This window comes from Nisaea sp. (assembly GCF_965216895.1).
In the GTDB taxonomy this organism is placed as follows: domain Bacteria; phylum Pseudomonadota; class Alphaproteobacteria; order Thalassobaculales; family Thalassobaculaceae; genus Nisaea.
Genome location: NZ_OZ244205.1, coordinates 94,753 through 119,910 on the forward strand (window position 1 = coordinate 94,753; position 25,158 = coordinate 119,910).

Annotated in this window: 23 protein-coding genes; 12 read left to right on the forward strand and 11 right to left on the reverse strand. The window is 65.1% G+C overall.

Annotated features, from left to right (window positions below; all coding sequences use genetic code 11):
* Window positions 1-14 precede the first annotated feature (14 nt).
* From ACOOE1_RS00435 to ACOOE1_RS00445, 3 genes are all read left to right on the forward strand, one after another.
* The gene (locus ACOOE1_RS00435; protein WP_420404367.1) at window positions 15-1,637 is read left to right on the forward strand and encodes a heparinase II/III family protein; all 1,623 of its coding nucleotides are present in this window, start codon (window positions 15-17) and stop codon (window positions 1,635-1,637) included.
* A gap of 45 nt (window positions 1,638-1,682) precedes the next feature.
* Window positions 1,683-2,708, forward strand: coding sequence for an MraY family glycosyltransferase (locus ACOOE1_RS00440; protein WP_420404368.1), 1,026 nt, complete (start codon window positions 1,683-1,685; stop codon window positions 2,706-2,708).
* A 101-nt stretch (window positions 2,709-2,809) separates the two neighbouring features.
* Window positions 2,810-4,747, forward strand: coding sequence for a polysaccharide biosynthesis protein (locus ACOOE1_RS00445; protein WP_420404369.1), 1,938 nt, complete (start codon window positions 2,810-2,812; stop codon window positions 4,745-4,747).
* Here the strand turns inward: ACOOE1_RS00445 and ACOOE1_RS00450 are convergent.
* Complete coding sequence (locus tag ACOOE1_RS00450; RefSeq protein WP_420404370.1) at window positions 4,744-5,649, reverse strand: helix-turn-helix domain-containing protein; 906 nt, start codon at window positions 5,647-5,649, stop codon at window positions 4,744-4,746. The genes ACOOE1_RS00445 and ACOOE1_RS00450 overlap by 4 nt on opposite strands.
* Before the next feature lie 155 nt (window positions 5,650-5,804).
* On the opposite strand from ACOOE1_RS00450, the gene ACOOE1_RS00455 reads away from it, so the two are divergent.
* Genes ACOOE1_RS00455 through ACOOE1_RS00465 form a run of 3 tightly spaced genes read left to right on the forward strand, consistent with a single transcriptional unit; the run spans window position 5,805 to window position 10,260 of the window.
* Entirely contained in the window at window positions 5,805-6,995 is a 1,191-nt protein-coding gene (locus ACOOE1_RS00455) for a 4-hydroxybenzoate 3-monooxygenase (protein WP_420404371.1), read from the forward strand.
* Between the two features lie 54 nt (window positions 6,996-7,049).
* Complete coding sequence (locus ACOOE1_RS00460) at window positions 7,050-8,705, forward strand: tetratricopeptide repeat protein (protein ID WP_420404372.1); 1,656 nt, start codon at window positions 7,050-7,052, stop codon at window positions 8,703-8,705.
* Window positions 8,692-10,260, forward strand: coding sequence for a tetratricopeptide repeat protein (locus ACOOE1_RS00465; protein WP_420404373.1), 1,569 nt, complete (start codon window positions 8,692-8,694; stop codon window positions 10,258-10,260). Before ACOOE1_RS00460 ends, ACOOE1_RS00465 begins: the two co-directional genes overlap by 14 nt.
* A 3-nt stretch (window positions 10,261-10,263) precedes the next feature.
* On the opposite strand, the gene ACOOE1_RS00470 is transcribed toward ACOOE1_RS00465, so the two are convergent.
* Window positions 10,264-10,776, reverse strand: coding sequence for a PAS domain-containing protein (locus tag ACOOE1_RS00470; RefSeq protein WP_420404374.1), 513 nt, complete (start codon window positions 10,774-10,776; stop codon window positions 10,264-10,266).
* Between the two features lie 156 nt (window positions 10,777-10,932).
* Here ACOOE1_RS00470 and ACOOE1_RS00475 point away from each other — a divergent pair, with 156 nt between their 5' ends.
* Window positions 10,933-12,561 carry a hypothetical protein gene (locus ACOOE1_RS00475; RefSeq protein WP_420404375.1) on the forward strand — a complete coding sequence of 543 codons (1,629 nt, stop codon included), beginning with the start codon at window positions 10,933-10,935 and terminating at the stop codon, window positions 12,559-12,561.
* 22 nt (window positions 12,562-12,583) lie between these two features.
* Here ACOOE1_RS00475 and bluB read toward each other — a convergent pair whose 3' ends face one another.
* Entirely contained in the window at window positions 12,584-13,234 is a 651-nt protein-coding gene (gene bluB / locus ACOOE1_RS00480; RefSeq protein ID WP_420404376.1) for a 5,6-dimethylbenzimidazole synthase, read from the reverse strand.
* Window positions 13,231-14,658, reverse strand: a complete 1,428-nt coding sequence (locus tag ACOOE1_RS00485; protein ID WP_420404377.1) for a mannose-1-phosphate guanylyltransferase/mannose-6-phosphate isomerase — start codon at window positions 14,656-14,658, stop codon at window positions 13,231-13,233. Before ACOOE1_RS00485 ends, bluB begins: the two co-directional genes overlap by 4 nt.
* A 67-nt stretch (window positions 14,659-14,725) precedes the next feature.
* On the opposite strand from ACOOE1_RS00485, the gene ACOOE1_RS00490 reads away from it, so the two are divergent.
* The 3 genes from ACOOE1_RS00490 to ACOOE1_RS00500 are packed head-to-tail and all read left to right on the forward strand — an operon-like array spanning window position 14,726 to window position 18,160.
* Entirely contained in the window at window positions 14,726-15,640 is a 915-nt protein-coding gene (locus tag ACOOE1_RS00490) for a ribokinase (protein ID WP_420404378.1), read from the forward strand.
* Window positions 15,641-15,689: 49 nt separating this feature from the next.
* Window positions 15,690-16,961, forward strand: coding sequence for an amidohydrolase family protein (locus tag ACOOE1_RS00495; RefSeq protein WP_420404379.1), 1,272 nt, complete (start codon window positions 15,690-15,692; stop codon window positions 16,959-16,961).
* Between the two features lie 26 nt (window positions 16,962-16,987).
* The gene (locus ACOOE1_RS00500; protein WP_420404380.1) at window positions 16,988-18,160 is read left to right on the forward strand and encodes a M20 aminoacylase family protein; all 1,173 of its coding nucleotides are present in this window, start codon (window positions 16,988-16,990) and stop codon (window positions 18,158-18,160) included.
* 12 nt (window positions 18,161-18,172) lie between these two features.
* Here the strand turns inward: ACOOE1_RS00500 and ACOOE1_RS00505 are convergent, their stop codons facing one another.
* A complete protein-coding gene (locus ACOOE1_RS00505) occupies window positions 18,173-18,487 on the reverse strand; it encodes a DMT family transporter (RefSeq protein ID WP_420404381.1) in 315 nt (104 codons plus the stop codon).
* 141 nt (window positions 18,488-18,628) lie between these two features.
* Here ACOOE1_RS00505 and ACOOE1_RS00510 point away from each other — a divergent pair, with 141 nt between their 5' ends.
* Together ACOOE1_RS00510 and ACOOE1_RS00515 are read left to right on the forward strand one after the other, a co-directional pair.
* Window positions 18,629-18,943 (forward strand): ABC transporter permease, encoded by a 315-nt coding sequence (locus ACOOE1_RS00510; RefSeq protein ID WP_420404382.1) that lies wholly within the window; start codon window positions 18,629-18,631, stop codon window positions 18,941-18,943.
* Between the two features lie 269 nt (window positions 18,944-19,212).
* On the forward strand, window positions 19,213-19,650 hold the full coding sequence (locus tag ACOOE1_RS00515; protein ID WP_420404383.1) for a hypothetical protein: 438 nt from the start codon (window positions 19,213-19,215) through the stop codon (window positions 19,648-19,650).
* Between the two features lie 18 nt (window positions 19,651-19,668).
* Here the strand turns inward: ACOOE1_RS00515 and ACOOE1_RS00520 are convergent, their stop codons facing one another.
* From ACOOE1_RS00520 to ACOOE1_RS00545, 6 genes are all read right to left on the reverse strand, one after another.
* The gene (locus ACOOE1_RS00520; protein WP_420404384.1) at window positions 19,669-20,082 is read right to left on the reverse strand and encodes a hypothetical protein; all 414 of its coding nucleotides are present in this window, start codon (window positions 20,080-20,082) and stop codon (window positions 19,669-19,671) included.
* Window positions 20,083-20,131: 49 nt separating this feature from the next.
* On the reverse strand, window positions 20,132-21,055 hold the full coding sequence (locus ACOOE1_RS00525) for an ABC transporter permease (protein ID WP_420404385.1): 924 nt from the start codon (window positions 21,053-21,055) through the stop codon (window positions 20,132-20,134).
* Complete coding sequence (locus tag ACOOE1_RS00530; RefSeq protein WP_420404386.1) at window positions 21,052-22,020, reverse strand: ABC transporter permease; 969 nt, start codon at window positions 22,018-22,020, stop codon at window positions 21,052-21,054. Before ACOOE1_RS00530 ends, ACOOE1_RS00525 begins: the two co-directional genes overlap by 4 nt.
* Window positions 22,021-22,027: 7 nt before the next feature.
* A complete protein-coding gene (locus tag ACOOE1_RS00535) occupies window positions 22,028-23,725 on the reverse strand; it encodes a peptide ABC transporter substrate-binding protein (protein WP_420404387.1) in 1,698 nt (565 codons plus the stop codon).
* 84 nt (window positions 23,726-23,809) lie between these two features.
* Window positions 23,810-24,433 (reverse strand): glutathione S-transferase family protein, encoded by a 624-nt coding sequence (locus ACOOE1_RS00540; RefSeq protein WP_420404388.1) that lies wholly within the window; start codon window positions 24,431-24,433, stop codon window positions 23,810-23,812.
* Window positions 24,434-24,468: 35 nt separating this feature from the next.
* On the reverse strand, window positions 24,469-25,155 hold the full coding sequence (locus ACOOE1_RS00545; RefSeq protein ID WP_420404389.1) for an orotate phosphoribosyltransferase: 687 nt from the start codon (window positions 25,153-25,155) through the stop codon (window positions 24,469-24,471).
* Between the last annotated feature and the right edge of the window lie 3 nt (window positions 25,156-25,158).

Consider the following 25,158-nt stretch of genomic DNA (forward strand, 5'->3'; position numbering starts at 1 on the left):
TTTTGGGGGCTGTGATGCGCACATTGAAGGAACTTTACTTCGCCTCGCCGATCTATCGATGGCGCCTTGGGGCGAAACCCCTCATCGGCTTCAGGGAGCGGCTCTCGGACGATTTGCCGGGCGATGCCGAGCGCGGCCGCGCGATCCTGGAAGGCCGCATGCCCTACGCGCAAGGCGTTTTCGCGCTCGGCGAGGATACCTGGGCGCGGGAACCGGGCGAGCCGGGCGCGCTTGAGCATCTGCACGGCTTTTCCTGGTTGCGGGATCTCCGCGATCTCGGCGGCGAGGCGGCGCGGCACCGGGCCCGCGAACTGGTCGACGGCTGGCTTGAGCGGCACGACGAGTGGGACGCGCTGATCTGGCGCCCGGACATCCTCGGTGCGCGCCTCGCAGCCTGGATCGGCAATTACGACTTTTTCGGCGCGTCCGGCGACGATGCCTTCCGGTCTGACTTCTTCGACTCGGTCGGCCGTCAATACCGCCATCTCGCCGGGGACATCGAGGCCTCCGTGCCCGGCGCCCGGCGCCTGCTTGCGGCCAAGGGGATGTTCGCGGCGATGGCGGTGGTCGGCGAGGGCGAGGGCCGGTTCGCGCAGGCTCTGCAATGGCTGCACCGGGAACTGCGACGGCAGGTCCGGTCGGACGGGGGACATATCTCCCGTTCTCCGGCCTTGCAGGTATCCGTTCTGGCTGATCTGGTCGAGATCAGGCGGGCGCTGCGCCTCGCCGGGCTGGATGACGAGATGCTGGACGAGCGGATATCCTCGATGACCGCGATGCTCCGGATGCTGCGCCATGGCGACGGCGGCATGGCTGTCTTCAACCATGCGACGGAAGGGACGGTCTGGTTCATCGACAGCCTGATCGCGCAGGCCGAGACCAAGCGAAAGTCGCAGCTTTCCGCGCCCGAAAGCGGCTTCGAACGGCTGATCGCCGGGCGTACCTGTCTGATCATGGATACCGGCAAGCCGTCCTCGGCCGATCATGCAGCCCATGCCGGCCTGCTTTCCTTCGAGCTCAGCGTCGGCAAGCAGCGCATGATCGTCAATTGCGGCGCAAGCCCGGCCGATCCCAAATGGGACAACGTGCTGCGCGCCACGGCGGCACATTCCACTCTCGTTGTCGACGACCGAAACGCTGCCGAAATCGAGAACGACGGAACCGTAGGCAAGCGTCCCGGCTCGGTCACGGCGCGGCGATCGGATCAGGACGGGGACATGCTGGTGGAGGCCGAGCATGACGGCTATCTGCCGACCCACGGCCTGAAACATTTCCGCCGGGTCTACCTCTCGCGCAGCGGCGACGACATCCGGGTCGAGGACCGGCTGCTCTATACCGGCGATCCGGGCGACATACCGGCCGAGGCCTGCATCCGCCTGCATCTGCATCCGAAGGTCCGCGCCTCGATCATCCAGAGCGGTACGGCGGCGTTGATCCGGCTTTCCAGCGGATCCGGATGGCGGCTACGCTGTGATCGCGGTCTGGCCCTCAACGAGAGTGTCTATTTCGGCCAGGACGGCAAGTTCCAGCGCTGCGAACAGCTCGTCATCCGCGAGCCGCTTGCCGATATCCGGGCGAGTGGAGAGGTGACCATGCGCTGGGCCCTGCAGCGGGAAGACGGCAAGGCGGCCGGCTGAGATGCGGCTGGCCCTCGATGTCGGCCGGAAGGTATAAGAACGCCCATGCAACCGCTTTCGGCCATTGTCTTTTTCGTGCTCCTGTTCCTCGCGGCCCTGGTCGGGACGCGGCTCCTGATCACGCTGCTGACGCGACGCCGGGTCATCGATGTGCCGAACGCGCGCAGCAGCCACGACGTCCCGAAGCCGCGCGGCGGCGGCATAGCAGTGGTTGCCGTCATGCTCGTCGGCTGGATCGGCTGGGCCGGGCTCACCGCAACTCTGGACGGGACCGTCCTCATTGTTGCGGGACTGACTCTGGCGCTCGCGGCCCTGTCCTTCGTCGATGACCTGAGGAACCTGCCGGCGCGCCTGCGGCTGATCATCCAGGCCCTTTGCGTCGCGGGCGGTCTCTGGGTGACGCTGCCGGATGGCGGTCTCACCGGAGGCCTGCTGCCGGTCTGGCTCGAACTGCCGGTCGCGGGCTTCGCCTGGCTCTGGTTCGTCAATCTGTTCAATTTCATGGACGGGATCGACGGAATCACCGGAGTCGAAACGATCAGCATCGGCAGCGGCATTCTTGCCCTTGTCCTACTCGGTGTCACGTCTGATGTGCTTCAGGTGCCGGCCCTTGCCATGGTGGCCGCCATTGCCGGCTTTCTGGTCTGGAACTGGCAACCCTCGAAAATCTTTATCGGCGACGTCGCTTCGATCCCGCTTGGCTTCCTGATCGGCTGGATGTTGCTGGAAACAGCCGCGACCTCCGGCGGTCTGCAGGGCTGGGCGGCGGCTTTGCTCTTGCCCGGCTATTACCTGTTCGACGCGACCTTCACCCTCGGTAAGCGGCTGCTGCGGCGGGAGAACGTTTTCGAGGCGCATCGCCAGCATTTCTATCAGCAGGCGACCCGGAACGGGTTCAGCCATGCCGGGGCCTGTCTTGCCATCGCCGGCCTGAACGCAGTGCTGGTCCTGCTCGCTCTGTTCGCGGCACCCGACGCCCCGGTCGCAGCACTGCTCGCCGGATATGCAGCGGTCGTCGCGCTCTGTCTGCTGTTCAGGCACGGGCGCACGAAGAGAGAAGCGGCAGAGTGATCCGGCAGGGGACATCCGGGGCAAGACGGAGCGGCCCATCTGGTTTAGGTTTGCATGTCTTCCCGGCGGCGGCCGGGCGCGAGATTGGATGAGCGGGTGCGATGTTCGGGTCTAAACGCGGTCTTCTGACTTACCTGCATGATGTCGGGATGGCGGCGCTCTCCTTCCTGATCTCGCTGACGCTCAGGCTCGGCCAGGATATCCTGGTCTGGCCGCGCGAGGTTGTCGTCTTTGGTCTCGTCGCCTTTACCGGCGTCTCCGCTCTGGTCTTCCTCTCGATGCGGCTCGACCGCACGGTCTGGCGATACGCCTCGATGAGCGATCTCAGCCGGATCGTACGCGCCGTCGTGCTCTGCATCACGCTGTTCCTCGCCGTGCAGTTTCTCGCCACCCGGCTGGACGATTTCCCGCGCTCCTTCCTGGTGATCGAGTTCTTCGTCCTGACGCTCCTGCTGGCGGGGCCGCGCTTCGCCTACCGCCTGGTCAAGGACGGTGCCTTCTCAAGTCTCTTCGAACGCAACGCGGCGAACCGCGTGCCGGTGCTGCTGATCGGGGCCGGGGACGGTTCCGATGCCTTCATCCGCGAGATGGGGCGGGAGAAGGATGCGCCGTACCGCGCGGTGGGCATCGTCGACGATCGCGGCGGACGCGTCGGCCGCGCGATCCGCGGCGTGCCGGTGCTCGGAACGCTGAAGGAGCTCGACGAGGTCGTCGCCGGTTTGCGCAAGCGGGATACCGCTCCCCAGCGCCTGGTGATCACGCGCCAGTCGATTGACGGAGCGGTGGTGCGCGAGCTGCTCGACAAGGCGAACGAACTCGGGCTCGCGGTTGGCCGCATGCCACGGCTGGCGTCACTCGAAGGCGCGGAGCCGGGCGAGGACGCGGTGCGTTCGGTGAGTGTCGAGGACCTGCTCGGCCGTCCGCAAAAGATCCTCGACCGCAAGGGCGTTTCCGACCTGATCCGGGGACGGCGGGTGCTGGTGACCGGCGCAGGCGGCACCATCGGCGGCGAGCTGTCGCGCCAGATCGCCGCGCTCGGTCCGGCGGAACTGGCCCTGATGGATATGGGCGAATTTCCGCTCTACCAGATCGATCTGGAAATCTCCGAGACTCATCCGGCCCTGCCGCGCCGGGCGTTGCTCACAGATGTCCGCGATGTTGAAGCGCTGAACGCCTGTTTCGCGTCCTTCGCACCCGATATCGTCTTTCACGCTGCGGCACTGAAGCATGTGCCGCTGGTCGAGGCGAACCCGGTCGACGGGATCATGACCAACGTCATCGGCACGCGGAACGTCGCGGACGCGGTGGCACGACACGGCGTCGAGGCGATGGTGCTGATCTCGACCGACAAGGCGGTGAACCCGACGAACGTCATGGGCGCAACTAAGCGTTCCGCGGAGGCCTATTGCCAGGCGAAGGACCGCGAGCAGGCGGAGAAGGGCGGTCCGCGCTATGTCACCGTCCGCTTCGGCAATGTGCTCGGCTCCACCGGATCGGTGATCCCGCTGTTCCGCCGCCAAATCGCGCGCGGCGGCCCGGTAACGGTGACCCACCCGGACATGACCCGCTATTTCATGACCGTGCGCGAGGCCGTCGAACTGGTGCTGCAGGCTGCGGCCGTTGATGCTGGGCTGGACGGAACGGCGCGGGAAAGCGGCGCGATCTGCGTGCTCGACATGGGCGAGCCGGTGAAGATCGCCGACCTCGCCCGCCAGATGATCCGGCTGTCCGGCTTCACGCCGGACAAGGATATCGCCATCGCGTTCACCGGTCCCCGTCCGGGAGAGAAGCTCTACGAGGAGCTGTTCCATGACTCGGAGTCGCTTCGCCCGACGGCGGTAGAGGGGATCCGTACGGCATCCCCGCGCACCGCCGATCTGGCCGTGCTGTCGCGCGCGCTGGACGAAATCGAGAGCGCCGGCGGACAGCGCAATGCGGAGCTGGTGCTCACGCTGCTTGCGCGACTGGTACCGGAGTTCTCCGGCAGGGCCGAAGGCGCCGCCGGACCCGTCGCGGAAGGCGCGGCAAGGCCCGCCTAGTCTGTCACCGTCCCGCTCCAGCCGCTCTTGTGCGTCGCGCGGAACCGGCTCGGGCTCTGTCCGGCGGCGTTCGCGAAAAAGCGGGAAAAATAGGACTGGTCCTCGAAGCCGAGACCGTAGGCGATCTCGGAAACCGACATCGCGGAGTAGAGCAGGTCGCGCTGCGCCTCGAGCAGGATCCGTTGGCGCAGGATCTCGAGCGGCGTTTGTCCCGATCGTGCCTTCACGGCGCGTCTGAGGGTGCGTTCCGAAGTGGCCAGGGCGGTCGCGTAGGCTGTGATCGGGAGTTGATCACGGAAGTGTTCCTCGACCAGAAGGCGGAACCGGTCGAACAGCAGTGCATCGGCGCCGCGGTCCGTCGGAGCGGTCCCGCGTCCGTCGGGGCCCAGTTCCGCCAGCAGGCCGAAAACCAGCATCAGATCGCTGCCGATCCGGGCCTGGCTTCCGGTACGCTGACGCCGGGATTCGGCGGCAATGCGCTCGCATGCCGCCTGGATCTTCACCGCGACCTCGCCCCAGCCGGCGAGCGGGATGATCGACGAAGCTGCGGCCGCGTCGGTTGCGTCCTGATCGCCCGCGGCGCGAAGCAGGTCGCGTAGATAGGCGTCCGAGACGCTGAGCACGAAGCCCTCGGCGTCGGTCTGGAAGGCGTATCCGTGCACGGCGTTCGGAACGATCGCCGTCAGTGCGGGCGCCTCGAGTTGGGCCGAACCGCCCTCCAGCCGCATATCCGCGCCGCCGCGCGTCAAGAGGAGGATCTGGAACAGTTCCGGATGTCGGTGTGGCCGGATAATCCAATTGTTGACGCGGCTGCGAACCGAAATCGTCTCGATATGAACAAACTGCGGCGGAACGTTTGATCTGTTGTCTGCATAGAGCGTGAAGGAAGGAACGAGATTCATGCGAAGTGCCTGTCAGCGCCGCGTTGGTGAGGCGATTGGTTTCTATTCGGCTATGTTTGGCCGAAAAAGACAAGAAATTGTCCTGTCCCGCTCTTCTGGCCCCTGTGCGGGTTCTCTAGATTACTGACAAAGGTCAAGAATCCAGGGAAGCGACCATGAAGACTCAAGTGGGGATCATCGGCGCCGGGCCTGCCGGCCTCATGTTGGCTCAGACCCTCCGGTTGCAGGGGATCGACTCGGTCATTCTCGAGATGCGCTCCGAGGAATATGTCCTCAGCCGGATTCGCGCGGGCGTGCTCGAGCATCCGACGGTTGAATTCCTGCATGAAATGGGCGCCGGCGATCGCCTTGCGCGGGAGGGCATGCCGCATGAGGGTATCGACCTGCTGTTCCGCGGCGAGAAACGGCGCATCGACTTCCCGAGCCTCACGAACGGCAAGAAGGTCACCGTCTATGGTCAGCAGGAGGTGGTAAAGGATCTGATCGAGCTGAAGAAGGCGTTCGACGGGCAGATCCTGTTCGAGGCGACCGACGTCAGGATCGTCGATCCCGAGAGCGACAGTCCGTCGCTTTCCTTCACTTATCAGGGCGAGCAGAAGACACTGGCCTGCGAATTCGTTGCCGGTTGCGACGGCTTCCACGGCGTGGCGCGCGCGAGCATTCCGGAGTCCGGGCTGAAACTTTTCGAGCGGGTCTATCCCTTCGCCTGGCTCGGTATTCTGGCGGAAGCGGCGCCGGCGCAGGACGAACTGATCTATTCCCGGCACGAGAACGGCTTCGCGCTGTTCAGCATGCGTTCGCAGGAAGTCACCCGGCTCTATCTGCAATGCGATCCGAAGGAGGATCTCGAGCATTGGCCTGACAGCCGCGTCTGGGACGAGTTGCACAGGCGGCTCGAGGCAAAGGACGGCTTCCGGGTCAACGAGGGCGCGATCATGCGCAAGGACGTGACCCCGATGCGCAGCTTCGTGTGCGAGACCATGCGCCACGGGCGTCTGTTCCTCGCCGGTGACGCCGCACATATCGTGCCGCCGACCGGGGCCAAAGGGCTCAACCTCGCGGCCGGAGACGTGAAGCTGCTGAGCGACGCCTTCGTGGCGTACTTCAGGTCCGGGGAAACCGGTCCGCTCGACGGGTACGAGGCCCACGCCCTCAAGCGGATCTGGGCGGCTCAGCGCTTCTCCTGGTTCATGACCCGGCTGCTGCACAAGGATCCGGGCGCCAACGCGTTCGATCAGGAAGTGCAGTTTGCCGATCTCGATTACTATACCGGTACCGAGGCCGGGCGGCGCACTATCGCGGAGAACTATGTCGGCCTGCCGTTCGGCTGGCCGGGGGCTGCCTGAGCCCGCGCTCTTTCGCCAGTTGGCGCTGCGCCGCATCCGCGCTAAGAACCGGGTATGAGCGAAGATCTGAATGCCCTGATGAAGATGGTTGAGGCGGGTCAGACCGAGGCCGCCGAACCGGGTCTGGTCGCCTTCCTGGAGACCAACCCGCGCCAGCCGGCCGCCCAGTTCTATCTCGGCATCGTCCGCCTGAAACAGGGGCGCAACGCGGAAGCCGCGGCGGCCTACGGCGTGGCGGCCCAAGGTCTGCCCGGCGTAGCGGCCGTGCATTCGAACATGGCGCTCGCCTGTCACCGTGCGGGCAACCCGGGTGCGGCCGGCATTGCCGGGCGACGCGCCATCCTGCTCGCTCCGGAGGGCGGCGGCCCCTATGTCGTCGCGTCCGAGGCGGCAGCCGCCGGCGGCAATGACGCCGCGGCTCTCGGCGCGGCGACGCGGGCCTTCTGTCTCGATCCGAGAAGCCAGAGCGGCCTGCTGCTGGAGGCGGCCCGCAGAGCCGGGGACGCGGACAGGGCCGAGACCGCCGTTGCGGCACTGCTCGCAACGGATCGCGGCAACCGCGACGCCTCGATCAGCGCCGCTTTCGTGTTACTGAAGAACGGTCTTGGTGCCGAGGCCGAGCGCCTTTACCGGGACATCCTCGAACGCAACCCGCAGGACCCCGATCTCTGGTTCAATCTCGGCGTCACGCTGATCGAGTCAGATCGTTTCGAGGACGCGGCCGAACCCTATGCGCGGCGCGCCCGTCTGGTGCATGGCCGTCCGCTTGACGATGCGTCAGCCTATGACGATCTGCCGGCCGATCCGGTGGTGCCGGTCGATCGCGCATGCGCCCGCCATCGCCTGAAGCACGATGCCGAGCAGTACCGCTATCTCTCGGAGCAGGGCGTGCTGCCGAGCGGGTACCGCGAAGAGTGGAAGGCCTATCAGGAGCTGCTCGACGGGCTTGGCACGGAAGAGCGCAATGCAATCTCCTTCGAGCTGGACGATGCGCGCTACGCGCGGATCGCGCGCTCCTACAACCGCTTCGTTCATATCGCCGCGACCGGTTGGCAAGACAAAGATCCGATGAACCCGGATCTCGACTGGGCGGCGATCGAGGAAAGCTATCTCGATGCGGAGCCGCAGGCGGTGGCGATCGATGCACTGTTGAACCAGGAGGCGCTTGCCGCCATCCGGCGCTTCTGCTTCGAGTCGACGATCTGGCACCAGTTGAAAGGCGCCGGCTATCTCGGTGCCTATTACCGCTCCGGTTTCAACGATCCGCTGCTCTTCGCAATCGGCCGCGGCCTGCGCGAGCGCCTGCCGCGCATTCTCGGCCCGCACGGGCTGAAGCTGATGTGGGCCTACAAGTACGACCAGCACATGTCGGGCATCAATCCGCATGCTGACTTCGCTGCCGTGAATGTGAATTTCTGGATCAACCACGCCGAGTCGAACCTGGATCCGGAAACCGGCGGGCTGCTGGTCTTCCGCAAGCCGGCGCCGCAGGACTGGACCTTCGAGCGCTACAACACGGCCCCGGCGGAGGAAATCTACGAAGCGCTCGGCGAAGACCGGAACAATCCGATCCGGGTCGCGAACCGCGAGAACCGCGCGCTCCTCTTTGATTCCCGCCTGTTCCACGAGACCGACCGGTTCAGCTTCCGCGACGGCTATATACACCGGAGAATCAATATCACCATGCTGTTCGGGCATGGTGGAAGCTGAGACCCGGCTTGCCGACGAACTGCGCCGTACTGTCTCGGAACAGGCGGTTGCGGGCGATTGGAGCGCGTGTTCGGGAAGCGCACGAAAGCTGTTTTTCCTTATTCCCGGAGATCCGATCGCGGCTTATTTCCTGAGCCTGTCGACGGGCCGTCTCGGCGATAAGGCCTTGTCAGGCAGGTCGGCGCGGCGGGCATGCGCGGCTATCTCCCGCAATGTTCTCGTGCCGCTGCATCGCGAACTCTTCACGCTTCGGGGGCTTGCGGACGGAAGCCGGAACGCGCTCCGGAGGGCGGTGTTGATCGCGCCGGAGCAGGGTGCCGGCCTGTTCAATCTTGCGAATATGGATGTCCGACAGGAGGCATACGGCTCCGCATCGACGCTGCTTCGCCGCGCGAATATCGCCAGACCGCTCGACCCCGGAACCCTCGGGGAGATTGCCCGGATCGCGGGATTGCTGACCGACGGCGCGCACGCCGGTACCGCGTTCGCGCGCGCGCTGACCCTGGTCCCGGCCGATTTCAGTACGCTCCGGAACACGGGGCTCTGGCAACGCAAACAGGACCGGTCTGCTGAGGGCGCGCGGTGGTTCCGGCGGGCCGTCGCGGTCAACCCGACAAGCCGCGAGGCGCAGGGAGAACTTGGCCGGGCGCTTCTCAGCGACGGCGAACTGGCGGAAGGCTGGGACCGGCTCGAGCGCTTTCGGATGCCGCGATGGAGACCGCCGATCGACGGGCTCCCGCGCTGGGACGGGGGACCGGTTCAAGACGGGGCTCTGCTGCTGTGGAGCGTCGACAAGGTCGGCGACGAGCTGCTCTTCTCGGTCTTTCTTGAGCGCGCGCGGCAAGCGGCAGGCAGGGTGATCGCAGTGGTCGATGCGCGCAATGTCGCCTTGCTTTCACGTCTGCATCCCGAAATCCGGGTTTGTGCAACCTTGCCGGAGTCGGACTCTGCCGATCCCGGCTGGCGGCCGGTGTCCGGCTATCCCCTGGAGTTCGCCGGCCGGTTTTTTTCGCGTCAACCGGAGGAGATGGCCTGTCCAGGGGGACACCGGAGCCTGCCGGACCGAAAAGGTGACCGGAAGGGTCCCCTCCGGGTCGGGATTTCCTGGAAGTCCGACGCGTCGCTCGTCGGCGCACTCAAATCGACGCGGCTGGCCGACTGGACACCTGTTTTCAAACACTCGAACTGCCAGTTCTACTCGCTTCAGTATGGCGACGTGATGCACGACCTCGATGCCTGCCCACAGGTCCAGCGGATTCCGGGATTCGAGCCGTTCGGAGAGACCCTGCCCTTCGCGGAGACGATCGCAGATCTCGACCTCGTGATCACGGTTGCCAACACCACGGCGCATGTCGCCGGATGCACGAAGACCCCGCTCTGGGTTCTGCTGCCGACCGGTTTCGGCTGCAGCTGGTTCTGGTTCCGGGAGCGCTCCGACAGTCCGCTCTACGCGCATGCCAGGCTTTTTCGCCAGCCGGTCCCGGGTGACTGGCCTTCGGTCTTCAGCGCGCTCGCTACGGAACTTGGCCGCTTGGCGGCGACGCGCGCCGGCTGATTGCTAGAAAGTCCGGTCGACGAGCCAGTTCTTGTGTTTTTGCTGGTAGAGGAAGATCGACAGGACCTTGTCCACGGTTCGGCCATCCGTCGATAAGGGCAGGTGCAGCCGTTCGATCGGTATAAAATCCAGAGCGAACGGCAGACTAGGCGAACCCAGGCGGTGGGTCGGGAGTCCGGTTTCGACAACGCGGCGCCGGTCGATATAGGGATAGGTGCTCTCGAAGTCCTCAAAGCTCTCGTCGAGATAGTGTCCTTTCAGATCCCGCCCCATGGCGCGGCAAACCTCTGTCCCCTGCACCCTCACCTGAAACCGTAGCGGGTCGGATTCGACATCTACGAGGACGATGTGAGGCAGCAAGCGCGGAATCTCGACGGGGTCGAAATTCTCCCGGGAAGGCAGCCGGTCCTGCGGATGGATCGACATCCAATATTCGGCAAATTCAGCAATGCTGGGATTTTCGATGCTTGGGAGCAGGCGCCGCATTTCCGCCATGCTATGCGCGGCACGTGTCATCGAATTCCTTGTTTGGTCGTCACGCGATCCAGAATGCGCCATGATTATACTCGACAACCTAGAATGTAGAAGTACGTTGAATCCATTTTATTATTCTGGATAACTCAATCCTGTTCCCGGAACCGGGCCCGAGGATGACGGGATGGAGCCGAGAGTATGAACACTTCTCCCAAGAGCTGGGTGCACGAGACTTTCGCCGGCCTGATCGAGCAGTTGCGCTGGTCCTATCTGCCCCCGCTGATGGTCTATCTCGCCTACGGCATATCGGGGCTGACCTCGATTGTCGGGACCTTTTTCGTGAAGGAGTATCTCGATCTCTCGGCAGCCTTCCTCGCCGGGCTCGGCTTCTGGGCCGGTATTCCCTGGGCGTTGAAGATGCCGGTCGGCCATCTGGTCGACATCATCTGGAAATGGAAGGGCGCGCTCGTCTATCTCGGGGCGGGGCTGATCGCGGCAAGCTTGTTGATCATGTATGGGCTGATCGCGCATACGGCCGAATTGACGGCGATCATGCCCGCGACAGCCTGGTTCGTGCTGAGCGTGCTTCTGTCACCGCTGGGCTATGTCCTGCAGGACGCGGTCGCCGACGCGATGACCGTCGAGGCCGTCCCGGTTCTGGACGAGAACGGTGAGGCGTTTTCCGACGACGCGGTCAAGACCATGCACACGACGATGCAGATGCTCGGCCGCTTCGCCCTGATCGGCGGGCTCGCGCTGGTCGCGATCGTCAACATCACCATGTTCGACGGCGTCGAAGCCATGAGCCAGGCACAGAAAGCGGAGATCTACGCCGATATCCACCTGATTGCGCTGGCCGTGCCGGTAATCTCGGTCGCCGGTGTCATCCTCGGCGGCATGATGCTGCGCCGCCGCGCGAAGGACCTGATTGCGGCCGGCGTCGAGCGGGCCGAGGTCGACAAGATGCTGTTCCGTCCGGACGGCGAGGCGAAGCCCAACTGGTGGATCTTTGGCGGCAGTCTTGCCTTCGGCGTCTTCACCATTACCGTCGGTCTCAGCGATCTCGCCTTCTCGCAGGAGATCGTCTTCGCCGGCTCGATGGCGATCGTCTGCTTCCTCATCGCGCGCCTGTTGCCGGAGCTCGCCCCGCCGCAGCGGCTCGCCCTGATCGGCACCTCGACCATCGTGTTCTTCTTCCGTGCGGTTCCCGGCCCCGGCCCCGGGGCGACCTGGTTCGAGATCGACCAGCTCGGCTTCGACCAGCAGTTCATCTCCGTCCTGACGCTGCTTAGCGCTCTTCTGGCGCTGGTCGGCATGGTGGTGCTGCGCCCGCTCATGGCGTCGCGCTCGATTGCCTATATCGTCGCCCTGCTGACGGTCTTCGCGGGCATCCTCTCGCTGCCGAATATCGGCCTCTATTACGGCATCCACGAGTGGACGGCGCCTCTGACCGGCGGCGTGGTGGATGCGCGCTTCATCGCCATTCTCGACACAGCGATCGAGTCGCCGCTGGCCCAGGTCTCCATGATCCCGATGCTCGCCTGGATTGCCCGTAACGCGCCGGTGCATCTGAAAGCGACCTTCTTCGCCGTGATGGCCTCCTTCGTGAACCTTGCCCTCTCGGCGCGGGCGATGGGAACGAAATACATGAACGAGATCTTTCTGGTGACGCGGGAAGTGAAAGACCGCACGACCGGCGAGATCCAGGTACCGGCGGACTACAGCGAACTCGGCTATCTGCTGATCGCCGTAGCGGTCTTGACCGTGGCCATTCCGCTGACCGCGATCGTCGTGGTTCAGGCGAGCCGGTTCCGGACGAGGGATTGAGCGGAGGGAGAGATCGGCCGGTCTAGCGTTTCAGCAGGCGCCGGCTTTCCGGTGCCTCGTCCTCCCAACCGAGCTGCTCCAGCTTCGGCCGGTCTTGTTCCCGTTCGGGATATCCGACGCAGAGGTAGGCGGTGAGCGACCAGTCGGCCGGCACCCCGAGTTCGTCCCGGACCTTTTCCGGCTCGAGGATCGACAGCCAGCCGACGCCGATGCCTTCGGCACGGGCGGCGAGCCAGAAGGTGTGGATCGCGGTGACGGTGGAATAGTCCAGCATTTCCGGCATGGTCTGGCGCCCGAGGCCATGACCGCGCTCCGATCCGTGATCGGTGAAGACGGCAAGTTGGACCGGTGCCCGGTCGAGCCCTGCGAGCTTCAGCCGGGCGTAAAGCTGCTTGCGCTCTCCGGCATAACCTTCGAGCGCCCTCCGGTTCGCCGCCTCGAAGGAACTCCGCACTGCGGCCCGCCGCCCCGGTTCAACGACGGAGACGAAGCGCCAAGGCTGACTGTAGCCGACCGAGGGAGCGAGCGCGGCCAGATCCACGAGCCTCTCGAGCGCACCCTCCGGCAAGGGCGTGGTACGAAACTCGCGCACATCCCGGCGCCAGCGCAGCAGGTCCGCGAGCCTGTCCCGGAAAGCAGCATCGAACTCCGGCGGTGTCGTGCCGTTCGTCATCGTCCGTACTGGTCGTCGAAGCGTTCGATATCGTCCTCGCCGAGATAGGCACCGGACTGCACCTCGACGATGATCAAGGGCTCAGTGCCCGGGTTTTCCAGCCGGTGAATCCAGCCGAGGGGAATATCGATGGACTGATCGGTATCGAGATGCATAACGTCGAGCCGGTCGAGCGAAGGTCCGCGGGTGATGCGGGCCTCGCCGGAGATCACCGTCCAGTGCTCCGCCCGGTGCTTGTGGCTCTGGAGCGAAAGACGGCCGCCGGGCGCGACGGTGATGCGCTTGACCTGATATCCGTCGCCGCTGTCGAGATTGCGGTAGCTGCCCCAGGGGCGGTGCGTCGTGGCGTGGCTGATCGCCTCGGGGCGGCCGGCTTCCTTCAGCGCCTCGACGGCGAGCTTTACGTCCTGGTCAGTGCCCATCTGCGCAACGAGCACCGCATCGGGAGATTCGACGACGACCAGATCCTTCGCGCCGATCACGGTGACGAGCCGGGATTCCGCGCGCACGAGGCTGTTTCTGCTTTTGTGCAGCCAGACGTCGCCCTGCACGGCGTTGCCGTCCGCGTCTTTCTCCTGTACGGCCCAGAGCGCGCTCCAGGAACCAACATCGGACCAACCGGCATCGAGCGGTACCATGGCGCCGAGCGCGGTTTTCTCCATCACGGCGTAATCGATCGAGATCGACGGCGCCATGCCGAACGCTGCCGCGTCGAGGCGGCGGAAATCGAGGTCGGAAACGCCCTTATCGAGGGCGGCCGTCGCGGCGTCGAGGATTTCCGGCGCCAGCCGCGCGAGTTCGGCAAGGAAATCCCGGGCGCGGAAGAGGAAGGTGCCACTGTTCCAGAAGTAGTCCCCGGCGGCGAGATAGGCCTCGGCCGTCTCAAGATCCGGTTTCTCGACGAAACGCTCGATCCCGTAGCAGCCCTCCATGTGGTCGAGCGGACCGTTGCGGTGGATGTAGCCATAGCCCGTCTCGGGCCGGTCCGGCGTGATCCCGAAGGTGACGAGGCGCCCGGCGCGGGCGGCGACGGCCCCGGTCTCGACGGCGGTTCGGAAGGCCTCCGGGCGTTCGATCCGGTGGTCCGAGGCGAGCAGCAGGACAAGTCCTTCCGGATCGACGCTCGCGACATGCAGCGCGGCGACAGCGGCGGCAGGGGCGGAATTCCGGCCGACCGGCTCCAGCAAGATGGCCGAGGGCCTCGCGCCGATACCCTGTAGCTGCTCGGCGACGGCGAAGCGGTGTTCGGAATTGCAGATCACAGAGGGTGGTCCGTAACCGGTGCTCTCCGGAAAGCGCAGGGCGGTTTCCTGCAGCATGGTTCGCTCGCTCAGCATCGGCAGCAGCTGTTTCGGATAGAGCGCGCGGGAGACCGGCCAGAGCCGGGTGCCGGAGCCGCCGGAGAGGATCACGGGATAAATCATGTGCATACCGCGCTAATTCTGTATCAAGAATGGCTTAGTAACACAGAGCGCCGGACGAAAGCAGATCATGATCGTCGTCTTTGGATCGATAAATGCCGACCTGTTCTTTTCCTTCGCCAAATTGCCGCGCCGGGGCGAGACCGTATTGACCGACGGCTATCGCTTCTGTCCCGGCGGCAAGGGGGCGAATCAGGCCGCCGCGGCGGCGCGTGACGGAGCCGAGGTTCGGTTCGTCGGGGCCGTCGGGCAGGACGCGAACGCGGAACCCTGTCTCGCCGCGATGCAGGCCGCCGGGGTCGACGCGACCCATGTCCACGCGGTCGAAGGTGTCACCGGCACGGCGGTCATCTCGGTCGAGGAGAGTGGCGAGAACCAGATCCTGGTTGCGAGCGGCGCCAACATGAAGGCCTCGGCCGACTGGCTGACGAACGAGCTTCTGCAGCCTGGCGCGACCCTCTTGATGCAGATGGAACTGCCGCAGGCCGATACCGAGACGGCGCTTCGCCGGGCCAGGGAACGCGGCTGCCGCGTGATCCTCAACGACGCCCCGCTGGGTCCGATCGCGCGGGAGGCGCTCGCCGATGTCGATATCTTGATCGCCAACGAGGAGGAGGCGATGGGTCTGCTTGGCAACAGCGCAGGGCTGGAGAACGCGGATCTCGCGCGCGGCCTCGCGGCGCTTTGTCGGGGGACGGGAATCGTCACGATCGGCGCATCGGGTGTTGTCGTTGCCGATGAGGGCGGCTGTTTTCACGTGCCGGCCCTTCCGATCTCCCCGCTTGACACGGTCGGAGCCGGAGATGCGTTCTGCGGCACGCTCGCGGCCACCCTCGACCGCGGTGAAACCCTTCTCGACTCGGTGCGCCGGGCCACGGCAGCGAGCGGCGTAATCTGCACCTTGTCAGGGGCCCAGTCCCCGGAGTTGAATACGGCACGGATCGACGCGGCCCTGGCCGACCTGCCTTCCGTGGTTCATATATAGTTACGACGAATGCGAACGCGGGCCGCAAGCGCCCGGCAAAGGATATTCGATGGCTGACGAAACGCTTTACGAAGGCGGCACGATTCTCGACGGAACCGGTGCCCGACTGGAGAACCATGGGGTCATGGTGAGGGACGGGAAGGTCGCCGATCTGGCGCCGCTCGATCGTTTCCAGGGCTTCTCGGGCTTCCGGGTCGATTTCGCCGGCGGCACGCTGATGCCGGGGCTGGTCGACTGCCATGTCCATCTGACGATGGGAGGCGAGGGCAATCCGGCAGCGGTGCAGGCTTCGATGACTCCGGGACAGATCACCATGGCGGCCTATCGCCACGCGCAGGTCTCCCTCATGGGCGGCATCACCGCGGTACGGGATTGCGGCGGCAAGGATCATCTTGAACTCGCGGTGCGCGACGCCTGCAACAGCGGCACCCAGATCGGGCCGAGCATTCTCTGCTCGGGACGGGTGATCTGCATGACCGGCGGGCACGGCAACCGGAACGGCCGCGTTGCCGACGGCGAAGACGAGGTCGTGAAGGCGGTACGCGAGCAGATCCATGCCGGCGCCGACCTGATCAAGATGATGGCGACCGGCGGCGTCATGACCCCCGGAGTCAGCCCGGAGGACGCTCACTTCACCGCCGAGGAAATGGCCGCCGGGGTCGCCGAGGGCAAGCGCTTCCACAAGAAGACCGCGAGCCACGCCCAGGGCAGCCTCGGCATCCTGAATGCGGTGCGCGCGGGCGTTGCCTCGATCGAACACGGCATCTTCATGAACGACGAATGCCTGAAGGAGATGCTGGAAGCAGATACCTATCTTGTCCCGACGCTTGCGGCGGTTCGCAACATTGTTGCCAACAAGGACGGCGGTATTCCCGCGCATGTGGTGGAAAAGGCCCTTCGCGTGCAGGAGCGGCATATCCAGTCGATCAAGATGTTCTACGAAGCCGGCGGCCGGATCGCGATGGGCACCGATGCCGGAACGCCCTTCAACCGCCACGGCGAGAACGCGCTGGAGTTGCGCTACATGGTCGAGATCGGCATCACGCCGATGGACGCAATCACCTTCTCCACCCGCAACGGCATCGACCTTATGGGACTGGAGAACCGCGGCAAAGTTGCCGAAGGCATGCATGCCGACCTGCTGATCGTCGACGGCGATCCGCTCGCCGACATCGACCGGGTTGCGGATCGGGACAACCACCGTATGGTGATCAAGAACGGTGTCCCGGCCCGCATCAAGACCGACGATGGCGTGCGCGAGACCCGCAGCCCGGCGGACAATGTCCTCCGCTTCACTTCGGCCGCCAACGCGGCCTTCTGACCAGGTCTCGAGCAGGAAGTCCAACCATGCCCATCAATAACCGGATTGCCGAATTTCACGAGGAAATGACCGCGTGGCGGCGTGAGTTGCACCGCCATCCGGAAACCGCCTTCGAGGAGCACTGGACCAGCGCCTTCATCGTAGAGAAGCTGGAGAGCTTCGGCATCGAGGTGCATCGCGGGCTTGCCGGAACCGGTGTGATCGGCACGCTGAAGGGCAACGGGGAGGGCGGTGCCATCGGACTCCGGGCCGATATCGACGCGCTCGACATTACCGAGCAGACCGGCGTCGAATACGCCTCCGAGAATCCCGGCAAGATGCATGCCTGCGGCCATGACGGGCACACCACGATGCTGCTCGGCGCGGCGAAGTATCTCGCCGAGACGCGGAATTTTTCCGGCACCGTGCAGTTCATTTTCCAGCCGGCGGAGGAGAACGAGGGCGGCGGCCGGGTGATGGTCGAGGAGGGGCTGTTCGACAAGTTCCCGGTGGACAGCGTCTGGGGCATGCATAACTGGCCGGGCATGCCGGTCGGCACCGTCGCGGTCCGTCCGGGGCCGATGATGGCCGCCTACGACATGTTCGAGCTCGACATCAAGGGCGTCGGCGGGCACGGCGCGATGCCGCATCTCGGGATCGACCCGATCCTGGTGTCGGCGCAGGTTGTGACGGCCTTGCAGAGCATCGCCAGCCGCAACGTGGATCCGATGGATGCGGTGGTGGTCTCGGTCACCAAGATCCATGGCGGCGACGCCTACAATGTCATCCCGGGCATGGTGCAGCTCGCCGGCACCACCCGTTCCTTCCGGCCGGAAGTGCGCGACATGATCGAGCCGCGGATGCAGCAGATCATCGACGGCGTCTGCGCCGGCTACGGCGCGACGGCCGAGCTGCGCTACGAGAAGCGCTATCCGCCGACCGTCAATTCCGAGGCCGAGAGCGAGATGGCGGCGGTCGTTGCCGAACGGCTGGTCGGTGGGGACAAGGTCGTGCGCGATCCGACCCCGAGCATGGGCGGCGAGGATTTCGCCTTCATGCTGGAGAAGAAGCCCGGCTGCTATATCTGGATGGGCAATGGCGGCGGCGGCGAGGGCCGGATGCTGCACAATGCAGGATACGACTTCAACGACGAGGCCCTGCCCTGGGGCGCCAGCTACTGGAGCCAGCTCGTCGAGGACCGGCTGCCGCGGACGGGTTAGACCCTGACCGGGTCATTCCGCGGCCTTCATCATGATCATGCCGGTGACGATCAGCAGCGCCGCTGTGGCGCGCATGGGGGTCAAGGCTTCGCCGAGGACTATGACGCCGACCAGAAAGGCGCCGATGGCGCCGATACCGGTCCAGATCGTGTAGGCGGTCCCGAGCGGCAATTTTCGCATGGCGAGTGCCAGTAGCGCGAAAGAGCCGACCATTGCGGGGATCATGACCAAAACAGGAACCAGCCGCGCAAATCCGGCGGTCTGCTTCATCGCAAAGGCCCAGACTACCTCTAGCAGCCCGGCGAGGATCAGGAATAGCCACGGCATCTCAGCCTCCCAGTCATCGGGTCGTCCCGACAGAGTTTCCCGGTGCGGGGAGGTCGTCCTCTGGACTCGAAGATAATCGACGAAAATCGGGCGTCAAGCAGACCGCTGGGCCATGGGCTTCGCCTTTGCAACTGGGGTCGCTTGAGTTGGCTATCGGTTGCGGCACGCATTTCCCAGCAAGGCCGGTCCGGACCCCGGAAACCCATTCTGCTGCGGACCGCGCTGACCCCGACCATCAATACGATTGCGGAAACCGGTCTCGTTTCTCTTCCTCGTATGTTGACCGGGCAGACCCTCGCCGGCATCGATCCCGTCGACGCGGTCAATTATCAATTTCTGGTGAAGTTTCTGATCGTCGGCGCGACCGGGATCGGCGCAACGGTCGTAGTCTCTTGCGTGCTTCTTCGGCTGACCGATACGCGCCATCGCCTCCGCCTCGACCGCATTTCCGCGTAGTCTATCCCCCAAAACGCCATTTCTGGCCGTCGCCGTTGAAGGTGAGTTGGTAAGCTGTTGTCTTTAAATAAAAACTGCTCGAATTTTAACCAAGGAAAATCGTTTCAAATACTGCCGAAGTGCCGGATATTATTTGCTTTTCAAATACCTGATTACGCCGGTAATATGAATTTCAATGCAAAATCCGAAAACCGAAAAGGGTACCGGAACGGGGGAAGCGCGCTTCAGAAGGATATCTGGGCGCTAGAATTGGCCAGGAACGCAATCCCATGAAAGCAACTGGAAATATATCAGGCAACGAGGGCCGGGCGCAGGGCCGGTTTCATCGCGACAAGGAGCGCAAGGAACTGACTCCGGTCGCCGTCCGCACGATCGCGAGCCTGTTCGATCTCTGGCAGGTTCCACCGCGCGCTGCCGCGAAGCTGATGAATGTCGACGAAGGGACCTGGAACGCAATGAGCGACGGCAGCTGGCAGGGAATCCTCTCCGCCGAGCAGCTTGAGCGCACGTCATGTCTGGTTGCGCTTTACCGGGATCTGAAGGAGGCGATGGACGAACAAGCCGCGGAAACCTGGCCGGCCACCGGAAAAAGCAACGCGCCGTTCCGTGGCAAGACACCGATCGACGTCATGGCCCTCGGCGGCCTGCCGGTGATCCAGGCCATACGCCGGCACGTGAAGGCCCTGAAGCCCGAACTGGTGTCCTGACCCGGAAGGCCCGGCGTCTCAGGCGCAGGGCGCGTTGTAGAGCCAGCCGCCGTCCGGATGCGGACGGGCATAGATGTCGATCGATTGGTCGAAGCGGACATAGCAGGAGAAAAGCGGCATGGTCATGAAGTTGGTCACCACCAGCGAAACCGTGTCCTGACCGTAGAGCGTTCCGACCAGACAGATCTTGGTCCGCGCGTTGCGCGACAGCCGGAAGCTGGTGCGCTCGCGGGTCTTTAGTTGGACCCGCCCGGTAATGGTGAAGGGCGTGCGATTGCGCACCAGCACGCAGACTTCCCCGGTCTGCCCGTCGCCCGGCGGCGCCTTCGCGTCGCGCCGGTTGACCACCGTCGGCGGCGCTTCCTCGCAGGCGGCGAGGCCGAGGGATACGAGGAAGAGCAGGGTGAGGGTGAGGGCGCGCAAGCGGGTCATGGAATCAAGCTAGAGAGCGCCTCGCGGGGCGTCAATGCGCGGCGGACCGTCAATGTCGTTGCCGGGCTTCGGACCTTGGGTCCAGTGCCTCCTGGAGCCCGTCGCCGAGGAAGTTGAAGGCGATCACAGCGGCGAAGATCAGCAGGCCCGGCCAGATTGCGAGCATCGGCGCGCTGGCGATCAGGTCCTGTGCCCCGGTCAGCATGTTCCCCCAGCTCGGAATCGGCGGCTGTACGCCGAGGCCGAGGAAGCTCAGCACGCTCTCGAACAGGATGACGTTGCCGATGGTGAGCGTCGCCGCGACCAGAATCGGCGAAGCGGCGTTGGGCAACAGGTGGCGGAAAAGGATGCGCGACGCGGGCAGGCCCTGGGCGCGGGCGGCTTCGATGAATTCGCGTTCTCGCAAACTGAGGACGGAGCCGCGCACCAGACGCGCCGTTGTCGTCCATCCGACCAGCGCGATGATGATCACGATCCGGTAGAGGCTGAAGCTCTCGGAATGCACCAGCGCGGGGGGCAGGCCGGCCTTCTCCGGATCGATCGCGGCGAGCACGACGAGCAGCGGCAGGAGCGGAAGCGAGATCACGCTGTCCGCGAGCCGCATCAGCGCCGCGTCGAGAATCCCGCCGCGCCAGCCGGCGATTAGGCCGAACAGGGTGCCAATGGCGCTGGCGCTGAGCGCGGCGGCGAGGCCTACGGTGAGCGAGACCCGCCCGCCTTCGAGCAGCCGCATCAGCAGGTCGCGCCCGATCTCGTCGGTGCCGAGAGGATGCGCTGGCGAGGGGGGCGCGGCGATGCTGAAGAGATCCGGTGTGGTGGCGTCGAGCCCGAGGAGAGCACCGATGAGCGGAGCGGCGAAACAGGCGAGCACCAACGCGGAGAGAACTGCGAGACTAAGCGCGGCGGCGCCGTTGGCGAGGAGCCTGCCGAGCGGGCCACGGCGGCGGCCCCGATCCATGAGCCCCGCCGTCATGTCCGGGGCCTCGCGGTCAGGCGGATCCGCGGGTCGATCAGGCCATATGCGATGTCGGCGGCAATGTTGGCGGCGAGCGTCACGGCGGTCGCCAGCAGCAGGCCGACGAGGGCGAGGTTGAAGTCGTTGCCCATCACCGCGTCGTAGATCGTCTTGCCCATGCCGAGATAGGCGAACATGGTCTCGGTGATCAGCGCGCCGGAAAACAGGGCGCCGAAATCCAGCGCCATGATTGTGACCAGCGGGATCAGCGCGTTGCGGAAGCCGTGACGCCAGAGGATCGCGCGCTCCGGCGCGCCCTTGGCGCGGGCGGTGCGGATATAGTCCTCGCGCAGCACCTCGACCATGGCCGCCCGTCCGTGACGGGTATATTGCGCGATGCTCGCCGCCGCCAGCGTCAGCACCGGAAGTGCGAGATGCGCCGCCCGGTCGGCGGGGCTCCCATCGCCGATGGTCGCCATGCCGCTTGCCGGGAACAGGCCCAGCGTCACCGCGAAGAGCAGGATCAGCAGGAGCGCCAGCCAGAAGGGCGGCACCGAGATACCGGCGAAGCAGAGGAGATTGATCGCGCGGTCGGCGTGGCTGCCCGGATTGCGCGCCGCGAACACGCTGGCCGGCAGCGCTATCGCCACCGCGAGCGCGAAGGCGAGGCCCATCAGCAGCAGGGAGTTCAGCAGGCGTGGCGCCAGGATGTCGGTCACCGGCGCGGCGAACAGACGGGAATAGCCGAGATCGCCCCGGAGCGCCGCGGCGAGCCAGGAGCCGTAGCGTTCGAGAAAAGGCCGGTCGAGGCCGTAAAGCGCCTTCAGCCGGGCCACGTCCGCCGCGGTCACGTTCGGGTCGCCCGCCACCATCAGGTCGACGGGATCGCCCGGCATCAATACCAGCAATCCGTAGGTCACGAAGGACATCAGCCAGAGCACCAGCAGCGCCTGGCCGAGGCGCCGGGCGAGGAAGGCGGTCATGCGGCGGTCAATTGGCGTCCGAACTGTCGCGCCATTGCTCGATCCAGTAGGTGGAACTGTATTTGTGCCCGGTCGGCCTCAGCCCCTTCAGCCATTTCGGCAGGATATAGGCGTTGGAGCGGAAATAGAGCGGCAGAACCGGCAGGTCGGTCGCGTAAAGGGTCTGCTGCTGGGCCCAGAGCGCGCGCCGCTTTTCGCGGTCGAGCTCGATCTCTATGGCGTCGATCAGCCGGTCCATCTCGGCGCTCCGGTAGCCGGTCGCGTTCTGGCCGGACCAGTTGTTCGCCTCGGTTGGGATCGAGGACGAATAGAGCGTGGTCTTTGGCAGCGCTTCCGGCGCCGAAAGCCAGGCGAACATCGCCATGGCGGGGAACTTTCGCTTGCGCACGGTCTCGCCGAAGAAGACTCGGGCAGGCTCGTTGCGGATCGTCACCTCGACGCCGACCTGCTTCCAGTAATTCTGCAGCACCTGCTCGACCAGTTCGCGGATCCGGTTGCCCGAGGTGGTCATGATCTCGAGGCTGAGTTTCGTGCCGTCCGGTTTGTGGCGGATGCCGTCCTTCATCACCGTCCAGCCGGCTTCCTCCAGCAGGGCTTTCGCGCGCTCGGGATCGAACGGATATTTCGGCAGGTCCTTGTGATAGGCCCAGTCCAGCGGATTGACCGCGCCGTGCGCGACCGGCTGGTTGCCGGCAAAGAGGCGGTCGGAGATCGCCTGCCGGTCGATCGCGTGCAGCAGGGCGCGGCGGACGCGGATCTCGGCGAGGATCGGGTTGTCGAGATTGAACTCGATATGTTCGTAGATCAGGCCCGGCTTGTAGATCACGTCGTAGGCGTCGCCGTGCCGCTTCTCGAAGCCGAGCGCCTGATCGAGCGTCAGGCCGGCCTCGCCGGCGATATAGTCGATCGCGCCGGAGAGCAGGTTCGCCTCCAGCGCCGAGGTCTTCTCGATGGTCTTCACCACGATCCGCTCGAAGGCCGGCCTCTTGCCCTCCCAGTGCTCGTTGCGGACCAGCACGACATAGGCGCCCTCGCTCAGCTCGGAGACGCGGTAGGGGCCGTTGTAGAGGCCGGGCGTCGCGGGCGCGGTCTTGTAGAGCGTGCGGTTCTTGTAGTCCCGCGGCACGGCGAAGGCGTCGCGCTCGAGATGGGCCGGCAGAAGGTCGAAATCGCCGGGCGTGTTGTAGCGGTAGTCGATCTTGTTGCGCACGATGGTGAAGGTGCGCGCGTCCTCGACCTCGATATCGACGATTTCCTGGTAGGCGCTGAGGTCGGAAACGCCGGTCTCCGGATGACGGCCGACCTCCCAGCTGAACAGCACGTCCTTCGTGGTGATCGGCGTGCCGTCGCCCCAGAAGGCACCGGGCTTGATCGTGTAGGTGGTGCGCACGCCCTCCCGGCCTGTCGGCTTGCCATCGGAATCCAGCACCGGGAAGCGTTTCGCCCGCTTGTTCTCGAAGGTCGGCAGTTCGGTGCACCAGACGCAGACCGGTTCCCAGTCATGGCCGAAGATGGCGATCTGCCGCTGCGCCATGCCGAGCACATAGCTCTTCACCAGCATGGCGTCGATCATCGGGTTCAGCGTCGTCGGAAACTGGGTCATCCCGATGACCAGCTGTTCCCGGGCGTCGGCGGGACGGGTCAAAGGAAGGGATGCGGCAAGGAGGCAAAGCCAGAGGACGAACAGTCTGATCGGACGCCGCATCGGGCTGCCTCCATTTCGCGGTCAGGATTGCAATGAGGATAGGAAGCGGCGCCGGTTATTTCCAGCACCGCGGGTCCCGCCGGCTCAGGTCAGCGGGACGTCCAGAACATGCTCCTTGAAGGCCGGGCGCGCGGCAATGCGGGCGTACCAGGCTTCCAGCGCAGGCATGGCGGGGCGATCCTGGATCAGCGCGAGCCAGCGATAGATCATGATGGCGATCGGGACATCCGCCATGGTGAGGCGCCCGCCCATGATATAATCGCGGCCTTCCAGGCGGTTCTCGAGAATTCCCAGCACGGGTATCATGGCCTTGCGGGCCGCCTCGATGCCGGCGAGATCGCGTTCGGCCTCCGGCGTGCGCACGAGGCCCCAGAAGATCGGGGTGATGAGCGGCAGCACCGTGGTCTGCTGCCAGTCCATCCAGCGGTCCGCGTCGGCATAGTCGCGCGGATCTGCCGGCGCCATCTCGCTCTTCGAATGCTTGCTACAGAGATACCGAACGATGGCATTCGACTCCCAGAGCACGAAATCGCCCTCGATGATGGTCGGAACGCGGGAATTCGGATTGAGCGAAAGATAGTGCTCGTCCTTCGTATTGGCGAAGGCGCCGCCGTAGTCCTCACGCTCGTTCGGGATTCCGAGCTCGCCGCAGAGCCAGGTCACCTTCTGCACGTTGCTCGAGTTGTTGCGTCCCAGAATTTTCAGCATCTCGGCCCTCCCGGCGCCGCGTTTGTTCTCTTGTTCTACGTTTCGAGGGTTTCGCGGGTTGCGGCCCAGCCGTCCGGGTCGCGCAGGAACTGCCGCACTTCGGCAAGCTGTGCCGCCGTATAGCCGCGCTTCTCCGCCGCCGCGAGCACGTCCCACCAGGTGCAGAGCCCGTGCAGGTCGACGCCCTTTTCCTTCATCGAGGTCGTGCTTTCGGGGAAGTTTCCGTAGTGGAAGACGACGAAACAGTGGGCGACCTCGCCGCCGGCTTCCCGGATCGCGTCGATGAAGGAGAGTTTGGAGCCGCCGTCGGTCGCGAGGTCCTCGACCAGCAGGATGCGCGCGCCCTCCTCGAAACTGCCCTCGATCCGGGCGTTGCGGCCGAAGCCTTTCGGCTTCTTGCGGACATAGAGCATCGGCAGGCCGAGCAGGTCGGCGACCCAGGCGGCGAACGGGATGCCCGCCGTCTCGCCGCCGGCCACCGCGTCGAACTGCTCGAAGCCGGCCTTCCGGGCCAGCAGTTCGACGCCCATCTCCATCAGCTTCTTTCGCGCGCGGGGAAAGGAGATGATCTTGCGGCAATCGACATAGACCGGACTGAGGCGGCCCGAAGTGAAGGTGAAGGGCTCTTCCGGGCGGATATGCACGGCCTCGATCTCGAGCAGGATATTGGCTGCTGTCTCGGCGATGCTCTGGCGGAAATCGGGGGTCTGGCTCTCGTCCATCGA